7 protein-coding genes are annotated in these 11,040 nt (G+C 72.7%); all 7 read left to right on the top strand.

Annotated features, from left to right (window positions below; translation table 11 throughout):
• The first annotated feature begins 429 nt into the window (after positions 1 to 429).
• The 7 genes from ACFRAR_RS36710 to ACFRAR_RS36680 all read left to right on the top strand — a co-directional run bounded on the left by ACFRAR_RS36710 (position 430) and on the right by ACFRAR_RS36680 (position 10,994).
• Complete coding sequence (locus ACFRAR_RS36710; protein WP_380704426.1) at positions 430 to 1,974, top strand: cytochrome ubiquinol oxidase subunit I; 1,545 nt, start codon at positions 430 to 432, stop codon at positions 1,972 to 1,974.
• Between the two features lie 33 nt (positions 1,975 to 2,007).
• Positions 2,008 to 3,033, top strand: coding sequence for a cytochrome d ubiquinol oxidase subunit II (gene cydB, locus ACFRAR_RS36705; protein WP_380704422.1), 1,026 nt, complete (start codon positions 2,008 to 2,010; stop codon positions 3,031 to 3,033).
• A gap of 4 nt (positions 3,034 to 3,037) precedes the next feature.
• Positions 3,038 to 6,523, top strand: a complete 3,486-nt coding sequence (gene cydD, locus ACFRAR_RS36700; protein ID WP_380704420.1) for a thiol reductant ABC exporter subunit CydD — start codon at positions 3,038 to 3,040, stop codon at positions 6,521 to 6,523.
• Positions 6,524 to 6,736: 213 nt separating this feature from the next.
• Positions 6,737 to 8,410 carry a GAF domain-containing sensor histidine kinase gene (locus tag ACFRAR_RS36695; protein WP_380704428.1) on the top strand — a complete coding sequence of 558 codons (1,674 nt, stop codon included), beginning with the start codon at positions 6,737 to 6,739 and terminating at the stop codon, positions 8,408 to 8,410.
• A 199-nt stretch (positions 8,411 to 8,609) separates the two neighbouring features.
• Positions 8,610 to 9,023 carry a hypothetical protein gene (locus ACFRAR_RS36690; RefSeq protein WP_380704418.1) on the top strand — a complete coding sequence of 138 codons (414 nt, stop codon included), beginning with the start codon at positions 8,610 to 8,612 and terminating at the stop codon, positions 9,021 to 9,023.
• Positions 9,013 to 9,417, top strand: a complete 405-nt coding sequence (locus ACFRAR_RS36685) for a hypothetical protein (protein WP_380704415.1) — start codon at positions 9,013 to 9,015, stop codon at positions 9,415 to 9,417. Before ACFRAR_RS36690 ends, ACFRAR_RS36685 begins: the two co-directional genes overlap by 11 nt.
• A gap of 533 nt (positions 9,418 to 9,950) precedes the next feature.
• Positions 9,951 to 10,994, top strand: coding sequence for a PstS family phosphate ABC transporter substrate-binding protein (locus ACFRAR_RS36680; protein WP_380704413.1), 1,044 nt, complete (start codon positions 9,951 to 9,953; stop codon positions 10,992 to 10,994).
• Positions 10,995 to 11,040: the final 46 nt, after the last annotated feature.

Genomic DNA, 11,040 nt, shown 5'->3' with positions numbered 1-11,040 from the left:
GTCGATGTGGCGACGAGTGCACCAAGGCAGAGCCCGCCACAGCCACTACCTGCGACGACTCGCTACGTGATCACGAAGTGCGGCTGGAGTACTAGCAGGCGGATCCCGTCGGGGCGACCGGCTCGCGAGCCTGTCAAGCGCCGCTTCGGCCAACAAGTTCCGGCCACCCGCCCGGTCGTTCGTTGCCCCGGCCCGCGGTGCGTCCGCAGACTGTGCGGACCGCGCCGCGGACCGTGACGCGCCACACAGTGCCGTCAACCCCACCCCACCTGCATTTCCTCCGTAAGGGTGGGGGATACTGCTCCTTGTGAACGTGTTCACGTTCACAAGCGGACAAGCTTGCGTGGTCGGGCAACGGTCTACGGCTATAGATGAGTTTTGTCCGGAAGATGCCCGTCGTCACACGGGCAGGTTGGGAGAGAGGGCGACGTGGAACTGGCAATCGCTCACGAGACCATCGCGCGATGGCAATTCGGCATCACCACCGTCTACCACTTCCTCTTCGTCCCGCTCACGATCAGCCTGGCCGCGATCGTGGCCGGTCTGGAGACCGCCTGGGTGCGGACGAACAAGGAGAAGTACTTCCACGCGACCAAGTTCTGGGGAAAGCTCTTCCTCATCAACATCGCGATGGGCGTGGTCACCGGCATCGTCCAGGAGTTCCAGTTCGGCATGAACTGGTCCGACTACTCCCGCTTCGTCGGTGACGTCTTCGGCGCTCCGCTCGCGATGGAGGCGCTGATCGCCTTCTTCTTCGAGTCCACCTTCATCGGCCTGTGGATCTTCGGCTGGGACAAGCTGCCGAGGAAGATCCACGCCGCCTGCATGTGGATGGTGGCGCTGGGCACCGTGCTCTCGGGCTACTTCATCCTGGCCGCCAACTCCTGGATGCAGCACCCGGTCGGCTACGCGATCGACCCGGTCACCGGCAAGGCGCAGCTGACCGACGTGGTCCGGGTGCTGTTCCAGAACACCACCCTGGTGGTCGTCTTCCACACCCTGACCGCCGCCTTCCTCACCGGCGCGGCCTTCGTCGTCGGCATCGCCTCCTTCCACCTCTGGAAGGCCAAGCGCAAGCCCGAGACCGCGGACCCGAAGAGGACCGCCGCGATGCGCACCTCACTGCGGCTCGGCCTGGTGCTCGCGGTGGTCTTCGGCGCCGGCACCGCGCTCAGCGGCGACACCCTGGGCAAGGTCATGTTCGAGCAGCAGCCGATGAAGATGGCCGCCGCCGAGGCGCTGTGGGAGACCCAGGCGCCGGCGCCGTTCTCGGTCTTCGCGGTCGGGGACGTCAGCAAGGGCCACAACTCGGTCGCCCTGGAGATCCCCGGGATACTCTCCTTCCTCGCCCACAACGACTTCAGCTCGTCCGTCCCCGGCATCAACGACACCGCCGCCGCCGAGGCCGCCCAGCACGGTGGCGACCCCAAGGACTACATCCCGAGCATCTTCGTCACCTACTGGGGCTTCCGCCTCATGATCGGCTTCGGGATGACGTCCTTCCTGGCCGGCCTGATCGGCCTGTGGACCACCCGGAAGAAGCTCTTCCTGCACCCCGAGTTCCGCACCGGTGAGTCCGAGGTGCCCCGGCTGATGCTCACCCCCGGGCGCGAGCTCGGCCCGCTCCTCACCAAGTGGAGCTGGCGGATCGGCATCCTGACCATGGGCTTCCCGCTGATCGCCAACAGCTTCGGCTGGATCTTCACCGAGATGGGCCGCCAGCCCTGGGCCGTCTTCGGGCTGATGACCACGGCCAGTGCCGTCTCCCCCAACGTCGGCGTCGGCACCCAGATCGGCGCCCTGGCCACGTTCACCGCGCTGTACGCGATCCTCGCGGTCATCGAGGTCCGGCTGATGGTCAAGTACGCCAAGGCCGGCCCCGACGTGACCGAGCAGCCGCCGGCCAAGGACCCGTCGCTGCGCGGCCCGTCCTCGGACGAGGACGCCGACAAGCCGCTCGCCTTCGCGTACTGAGGCCCCGGGACACTGCGGAACTGAGGATCTGACATGCAACTCCACGACGTCTGGTTCGTGCTGATCGCGGTCCTGTGGATCGGCTACTTCTTCCTGGAGGGCTTCGACTTCGGGATCGGCGTGCTGACCAAGCCGCTGGCCCGCAACACCGCCGAGCGGCGGGTGCTGATCAACACCATCGGTCCGGTCTGGGACGGCAACGAGGTCTGGCTGCTGACCGCCGGCGGCGCCACCTTCGCGGCCTTCCCGGACTGGTACGCGACGCTCTTCAGCGGCTTCTACATCCCGCTGCTGGTCATCCTGGTCTGCCTGATCATCCGCGGGGTGGCCTTCGAGTACCGGCACAAGCGCGACGGTGCCCGCTGGCAGCGGAACTGGGAGGAGGCCCTCTTCTGGACCTCGCTCCTGCCGGCCTTCCTCTGGGGCGTGGCCTTCGCCAACATCGTGCGCGGCGTGGACATCGACGCGCAGAAGAACTACGCCGGTACCCTCTGGGACCTGCTGAACCCGTACGCCCTGCTCGGCGGCCTGGTGACGCTCGCCCTGTTCACCTTCCACGGCGCGGTGTTCGCCGCGCTCAAGACGGTCGGCGAGATCCGGGAGCGGGCCCGCAAGGCCGCGCTGCTGTCCGGGCTGGCGACCGCCGTGCTGGCGCTGGTCTTCCTGATCTGGACCCAGGCCGCCCACGGCAACGGCCGCAGCCTGGCCGCGCTGATCGTCGCGGTGCTCGCCCTGGTCGGCGCCCTGGCGGCCAACCAGCTCCGCCGCGAGGGCTGGGCGTTCTCGCTCTCCGGAGCGACCATCGTGGCCGCGGTCGCGATGCTCTTCCTGGCGCTCTTCCCGGACGTCATGCCCTCCACGCTGAACCCGGAGTGGAGCCTGACCGTCAGCAACGCCGCGTCCTCGCCGTACACACTGAAGGTGATGACCATCGTGGCGGCGATCTTCACCCCGCTGGTGCTGCTCTACCAGGGCTGGACGTACTGGGTGTTCCGCAAGCGGATCGGCGTCCAGCACATCCCCGGGCACGACCCGGCCGCCCAGCTCGACCAGGCCTGACGCCGTGAAGCCGGTCGACCCCCGACTCCTCGGGTACGCCCGCACCACCAGGGTCTTCCTCGTCGGCTCCGTGCTGCTCGGCGCGGCCGGCGCGGCCCTGGTGGTCGCCCAGGCGAGTCTGATCGCCGAGATCGTCGTCCGCGCCTTCCAACGCGGGGCGACGCTCGGAGAGCTGACCACGCCGCTGCTGCTGCTCGCCCTGACGGCGGTCGGCCGCGGGCTGGTCGGCTGGCTCACCGAACTCACCGCGCACCGGTCCGTCGCCCGGGTGAAGTCCACCCTGCGGCGCCGGCTGCTCGACCACGCCACCGCGCTCGGCCCGTCCTACCTGGCGGGCCGGCGCACCGGCGAGCTCACCACCCTCGCCACCCGCGGCATCGACGCGCTGGACGACTACTTCGCCCGCTACCTGCCGCAGCTGGCGCTGGCCGTGGTCGTCCCGGTGATCGTGCTGCTGCGGATCGTCGGCGCCGACTTCACCTCGGCCGCGGTCATCGCCGGGACACTGCCGCTGATCCCGCTGTTCATGGTGCTGATCGGGATGGCCACCCAGTCCCGGATGGACCGGCAGTGGGACACCCTCGCCCGGCTCTCGCACCACTTCCTCGACGTGGTCGCCGGGCTGCCCACCCTCAAGGTGTTCAACCGGGCCCGCACCCAGGCCGCCACCATCGCCCGGATCACCGCCGACTACCGCCGGGCCACCCTGCGCACCCTGCGGATCGCCTTCGTCTCCTCCTTCACCCTGGAACTGCTCTCCACCCTGTCCGTCGCGCTGGTCGCCGTCACCGTCGGCTTCCGGCTGGTGGACGGCACGCTCGACCTGGAGACCGGGCTGCTGATCCTGGTGCTCGCCCCCGAGGTGTACTTCCCGATCCGCCAGGTCGGCGCGCTCTACCACTCCAGCGTCGAGGGGCTGACCGCCGCCGACGAGCTGTTCCGGGTCCTGGAGACCCCGCTGCCCGCCGCCGGCACCGTGCCGGCGCCGGACCTCGCGGGCGCCGTGATCACGGCCGAGGACCTGGTGGTCCGCCACCCCGGGCGCACCGAGCCCGCGCTGGACGGCGCCGGGCTGACCCTGCGCCCCGGCTCCAGCACGGCGCTGACCGGCCCGAGCGGCGCCGGCAAGTCCACCCTGCTGGCCGTGCTGCTCGGCCTCACCGCAGCCGACTCCGGCACCGTCCGGATCACCGCCGCCGACGGCCGCGGCCACGACCTGGCCGAGCTGGACCCGGCGAGCTGGCGGCGGCAGATCGCCTGGGTGCCGCAGCACCCGCACCTGTTCGCCGGGACGGTCGCCGAGAACCTGCGGCTCTACCGGCCGGAGGCCACCGACGAGCAGCTGTGGACGGCGCTGCGGTCCGCGCACGCGCTCGACTTCGTGACCGACCTGGCGGCCGGGCTGGGGGAGGACGGTGCCGGGCTCTCCGCGGGGCAGCGCCAGCGCCTCGCCCTCGCCCGGGTGCTGCTCGCCGACGACCGGCCGCTGGTGCTGCTGGACGAGCCGACCGCCAACCTGGACGGCGTCTCCGAGGCGGCCGTGGTGGACGCCGTCCGGACGCTCGCCGCGGACCCGGCACGCACCGTGCTGGTAGTCGCGCACCGGCCGGCCCTGCTGGCCGTCGCGGACCGGCGGGTACGGCTGGCGGGGGCCGCGCCGGTGCCCGCGGCACCGGTCGCCCCGCTCGCCCACAGCGGGAGGCCGACGCCCGCCCCCGCCGTCCCCGAGGAGCCCGAGGGCGACGGCGCCGCCGCCCCCCGGCTGGCGCTCTCGATCCTGCTCGGCGCCCTCGCCCTCGGTTGCGCCGTCGCGCTGATGGCCACCTCCGGCTACCTGATCTCCCGGGCCTCCCAGATGCCTCCGGTGCTCTACCTGATGATGGCCGTCACCTCGGTGCGGGCCTTCGGCATCGGCCGCAGCGTCTTCCGCTACGCCGAGCGGCTGGTCTCGCACGACGCCGTGCTGCGCACCCTCGGCACCCTGCGGGCCGCCGTCTACCGCCGGCTGAGCGCGCTCGCCCCCGCCGGACTGCCCGCCTTCCGGCGCGGCGACCTGCTGTCCCGGCTGGTCGCCGACGTGGACGCGATCCAGGACCACTACCTGCGCTGGCGGCTGCCGGCCGCGGTGGCGGGCGTGGTCGCGCTGGCCTCGACGGTGGCGGTGGCCGCCTTCCTGCCCGCCGCCGGGCTGGTGCTCGGCTTCGGGCTGCTGCTCGCGGGCGTGCTGGTGCCCGCGCTGGCCGCCCGCTGGTCGGCCGGTGCCGAGCGGCGCCAGGCCCCGGCGCGCGGCCGGCTGGCCACCACCGTGGTGGACGCCTTCACCGGCACCGCCGAACTCACCGTGGCCGGCGCGCTGCCGGGCCGGCTGGCCGCCGTCCGCACCGCCGACGCCGCGCTGACCCGGCTGGCCGCCCGCTCGGCGGCCACCACGGCGCTCGGCACCGGGCTGATCGCGCTGCTCACCGGGCTGACGGTGACCGCCGCGGCCGCCGTCGGCGTCCAGGGGGTGCGCGACGGTCTGCTCGCGCCGGTCTGTCTGGCCGTGGTGGTGCTGACCCCGCTGGCCGCCTTCGAGGCCGTCACCGGGATGCCGCTCGCCGTCCAGGCCCGCCAGCGCAGCCGTGCCGCGCGGGCCCGGCTGGACGAGGTGCTCGACGCCGAACCCCCGGTCGGCGAGCCGGCCGAGCCCGTCGCGCTGCCCGAGCGGCCGCTGCCGGTCGCGGTGCGCGGGCTGACCGTCCGGCACCCCGGGCAGCCGGTGGACGCGCTCGCCGGGGTCGACCTCGACCTCGCCGCCGGCCGCCGGATCGCCGTGGTCGGCCCGTCCGGATCGGGCAAGACCACCCTCGCCCAGGCGCTGCTGCGCTTCCTGGAGCCGAGCGCCGGGACGGTGCGGTTCGCCGACGGCCGGCCGCAGGCCGTGGACGGTCGCGCGCTCGCGGGCGAGGACGTCCGCCGGGTGATCGGGCTCTGCGCCCAGGACGCGCACGTCTTCGACAGCTCGCTGCGGGAGAACCTGCGGCTGGCCCGCCCGGACGCGGGGGAGGAGGAGCTGCGCGCCGCGCTGGCCGCCGCCCGGCTGCTGGAGTGGACCGAGGGCCTGCCGGACGGCCTGGACACCATGGTCGGCGAGCACGGGGCCCGGCTCTCCGGAGGCCAGCGCCAGCGGCTGGCGCTGGCCCGGGCGCTGCTGGCGGACTTCCCGGTGCTGGTCCTGGACGAGCCCGCCGAGCACCTCGACCTGCCCACCGCGGACGCGCTGACCGCCGATCTGCTGACCGCCACCGAGGGCCGCACCACCGTGCTGATCACCCACCGGCTGGCCGGGCTGGACGACGACACGGTGGACGAGGTGCTGGTGCTGGACGGCGGCCGGGTGGCCGAGCGGGGCCGCTGGTCGGAGCTGGTCGCCGACCCGGACGGGCGGCTGCACGCGATGTGGCGGCGGGAGCGGGAGGCCGACGGGCTGTTGGAGTCGGCGGTCCGGTAGTCGCACTTCTGGTGGCCACACCCCCGGTCGCGCCGTCCTTCGGCTGAAAAGCGTACAAACTAGGCTTTCTCCATGGACCCCACGCCGGACCTTCCCGAGGCCACTGCCGAGCCGACGCCCCACCGGGTGCCCGAGATCGCCTCGCTCGGGCTGGACACGCTGGTCACCGAGGTCGCCGAGCGTCTCCAGTCGGCCGCCGCGGTCACCGACCGGATGCAGCGGCTGCTGGAGGCGGTGGTCTCGATCGGGGCCGGGCTGGACCTGCACGCCACCCTGCACCGGATCGCGGTCGGCGCGGCCGAGCTGGTCGACGCCCGGTACGCGGCGCTCGGCGTGATCGCCCCCGGCGGCACCGGCCTGGCGGACTTCATCCACGTCGGGGTCGACGACGAGACCGCCGCCGAGATCGGCGAACTGCCGGCCGGCCGCGGCGTCCTCGGCGCGCTCATCGACCGTCCCGAACCCCTGCGGCTGTCCGACCTGAGCGCGGACCCGCGCTCCTCCGGGTTCCCGCCGCACCACCCGTGCATGAGGACCTTCCTGGGCGTGCCGATCCGGGTCCGGGCGGAGGTGTTCGGCAACCTCTACCTCACCGAGAAGAAGGGCGGCGGCGCCTTCACCCCCGAGGACGAGCAGGTGGTGCACGCGCTCGCCGCGGCGGCCGGCGTGGCCATCGAGAACTCCCGGCTGTACGAGGAGGGCCGCCGCCGGGAGCGCTGGATCACCGGTGCCGCCGCCCTCGCCACCGCGCTGCTCTCCGCCGAGCAGGCCGAGACCGCGCTGACCGTCGCGGCCGAACAGGTGCGGGAGCTGGCGGACGCCGCGCTCGGCATGGTCCTGCTGCCGACCGGCCCGGAGGGCGGCGGCGAGGGCGACGGGCAGATGCGGGTCGCGCACGCCTCCGGCGAGCTGGCCGAGTTCGTCCGCGGCGAGCTGCTGCCCAAGGAGAGCTTCGCGGCCCGGCTGCTCGCGGGGGAGAGCGTCCACCTGGACGACATGTCCAGCGATCCGACCACGGTGATCCGGCTCGCCCGCCGCTTCGGCCCGTCCATGGCGGTGCCGATGGTCGCCGCCGGACGGGTGCTCGGCGGGCTCTGCGTCTGGCGCCCCTGCGGCGCGGTGCCGTTCACCGAGAGCGAGAAGCAGCTCGCCGAGACCTTCGCCTCGCAGGCCGCGCTCGCCCTGCGGCTCGCCGAGGGCCAGCGCGACCAGCAGCGGCTGGCCGTCTTCCAGGACCGCGACCGGATCGCCCGCGACCTGCACGACCTGGTGATCCAGCGGCTGTTCGCCACCGGGATGATGCTGGAGAGCGCCGCCCGGCGGGCGGTCGTCCCCGAGGTGAAGACGGGCATCGGCAAGGCGGTGGACGAACTGGACGCCACCATCCAGGAGGTCCGCACCACCATCTACGCCCTCCAGCACGACAACCACGGCGACGCGCCGGACACCCTGCGCACCCGGGTGCTGCGGGAGGCCAGCCAGGCCGCGGCCGCGCTCGGCTTCAAGCCCTCGGTGAGCTTCGTCGGGCCGGTGGAGAGCCTGGTCGGCGAGAAGACCGGCCGTCAACTGCTCGCGGCCCTGCGGGAGATGCTGTCCAACACGGCCCGGCACGCACGTGCCTCCCGGGTCGGCGTGGAGATCGACGCGACCAGCCACCTGGACGAGAACGGCCGGCCGATGGGCGGCGACCCGGAGTCGCTGGACCGCGGCGGACGGCCCGGCGTGCTGCTCACCGTGACCGACGACGGGGTGGGCATCCCGGAGGGCGGCCGGCGCAGCGGCCTGCTCAACCTCGCCCGGCGCGCCGAGGCGCTCGGCGGCGACGCCTGGCACGAGAGCGGGCCGTACCGGAAGGGGACGATGGTGCGCTGGACGGCCCGGCTCTGACGGCCGGGTTCCGGCGGCCCGGGACCGCCCGCCCGACGCCATCGGCCTCGGTCAAGAACCAGTGAAAGTTAAACGAGAGAGAACTTCCCGACCAACGGCGCAAGTTGTGAACGTTCTGGGCTTTCGGGGGCTCCGTGTGCACACATAGCTTTGCTCCCGCTCGGAGGGGAATCCGGAGGGCAACCGGACGGAGGGGGCAGTGAACGCTGCCGGCCGCGGTCACACCGCAGCAGGGGCAAGTCGAGGGGGGTTCCGCGCCGAACGGGCAGCGGACGGGCGCTACCGCTGGCAACTGAAGGCGCCCAACGGACGGGTGGTCGCGATCACCGCGGCCGCGTTCGAGACGGCCGGCGAGGCCGAGCGGTGCTTCGACGGCCTGCGACTCGGGGCGGCCGAGCTCACCGCGCGGATCACCCACGTGCGGGAAGGCATCGGCTGGGTCTGGGTGGTCCCGGGCTCGCGCGCCTTACCCGAAGTGCGGTCCAGTCGCGCGTACGAGAGGTACGCGACCTGCCAGAACGCCTTCCGCCGGTTCGTGGTGCTGCTCGCCAAACAGCCGCCCCGCGAACTGCCGGAGCCCGCAGTGCCGTTGAGACGCGTCGATGGCCGCTGAGCGGCGCGGCCCGCGGCTGCTGATCGTGCCGGCCGCCGACCGCGGCCTCGGCTGGGCACTGCGGGCCGCCAACGGGCGGCCGCTCGGGGTCGGTGTGCGGACCTACCGGAGCGAGGACGAACTGGCCGACTCCGTGCGCGAGTTGCTGATCGAGCGGGCCGCGCTGCGCTGCTCGGTCGGGCAGTCCGAAGGGCGCGAGTGGGTCTGGGCCGCCTACCTGCCGGTGCGCAGCACCCGGCCGGGGGCGGCCGGGGCCGTTCCGGTCGCGCGCAGCGCGCGGGGGTACCTGCGGCGGGACCAGTGCCAGGCCGGGATCGACGGGTTCCTGGCCGGACTGCGCTGGGTCGGGCAGGAGCTGCGGCGGAGCGGGCGGGACGGCCGCTGGCCGTTGTGAGCAGTTGGGACCATGGCGGTCCGTCGGATGACGGGCCGCCATGTCCGTTTTCCCGGACGGATCTTCCGGAGGACGTCGCTCGGGAAGGCCGGCTCCGTCGGGCGGTGCTCCGTCCGTTCTCCATCCGCCCTCCGTCCGCCCTCTGTCCGCCCTCCGTCCGCCCTCCGGCCGTCTCCGTCCGTTCTCCGGATGCTTCCGTGCGCTCCTGGTGCGCCGAGGCCCGTCCGTGCAGTTCCGGTGAAGGCCAGGTTTCCGGCAACACTCCGAGCAGCCTCCTGGAGAAGAACGTCGACCGGGTTCGGAGACCCGGCAATGCCCCTGTCACGTGCCTGCTGACCAGTGGCTAAACCTCGTCGAACCGATGAGTCGACATTCCCTGGCCGAACTCGACCTCCCTTCCGGCGGAACCTCCCCGCCGGACAGGATCGGCACTGCCGGACAGGCCGCAGCGGACGCGGCCACCCGGCCCCCGAACTCTCAAACGGAGTACGGGTTTCACGCGATGTACGTCTCTCCCCCGGAGGAAGAGGAACATGCGTAAGACCGCTGCCAAGCTGCTCACCGTCGCCGCGCTGGCGACCTCCGTCGCCACCGTCGTCAGCGGCACCGCCGTCGCCGACCCGGCCACCGGTGTCACCCCGCGCGCCATCGACATCGTGGGTGTCGGCTCCGACACGACCCAGTCGGTGCTGAACCAGCTCGCCGCCGACTACAACGCGTCGCTGACCAGCTCCACCGCCCCTCGCCTCTACAGCTACGACGCGATCCCGGCCGGCACCATCACCACCAAGACCGGTGCCACCGCGATCACCCGCCCGAACGGCTCCGGCGCCGGCATCACCGCGCTGAACGCCAACACCAGCGCCACCGTGGACTTCGCCCGCTCCTCGCGCGGCCCGGTCTCGACCGACCCGACCACCGACGACTTCGTGGCGCTGGCGCAGGACGCGGTGTCCTGGGCGGCCAAGGCCGGCGGCAACGCCCCGGCGAACCTGACCACGAAGAACCTGAAGGACATCTACACCTGCACGGTCACCAAGTGGAACCAGATCAACGCGTCGCTCCCGAACGCCACGATCAAGCCCTTCCTGCCGCAGACCGGTTCCGGCACCCGCTCCTTCTTCCTGACCGCCATCAACGGTGGCGTCACCGCCCTGACCCCGGGCGCCTGCGTCAACAGCAGCGTCCAGGAGAACGAGGGCAGCGACACCCAGCTGGACGACATCAACGCGGTGGTCCCCTACTCCGTCGCCCACTACATCGGCCAGGTGTACTTCGGCAAGGGCACCGGCGCCGACGTCCAGGGCTCGCTGACCATCCGCAACGTCGACGGCGTCGCGCCGGTCGACACCACGAAGAAGGTCATCACCGACGCCCTCGTGGGCACCCAGTACGGCCGCGTGGTCTACAACGTCTTCCGCGACGCCGAGTGGAACGCCACGGACGCCCACGGCACCGCCCTGCGCGCCATCTTCGGCGCCAACGGCTGGATCTGCACCAACGGTGCCGCCGACATCCAGAGCTTCGGCTTCCTGCCGCTGTCGTCCTTCGCCTGCGGCAGCGTCATCCACTCCTGATCCGACTCGCACCGAACCGGCGGCCGCAGGGGCCTCGCCCCTGCGG

Origin of the sequence: Kitasatospora sp. NPDC056651 (genome assembly GCF_042792155.1) — a bacterium.
Taxonomy (GTDB): Bacteria; Actinomycetota; Actinomycetes; order Streptomycetales; family Streptomycetaceae; genus Kitasatospora.
Note: the sequence above shows the minus strand (reverse complement) of the source record. Positions and strands in the feature narration are given on the sequence as shown.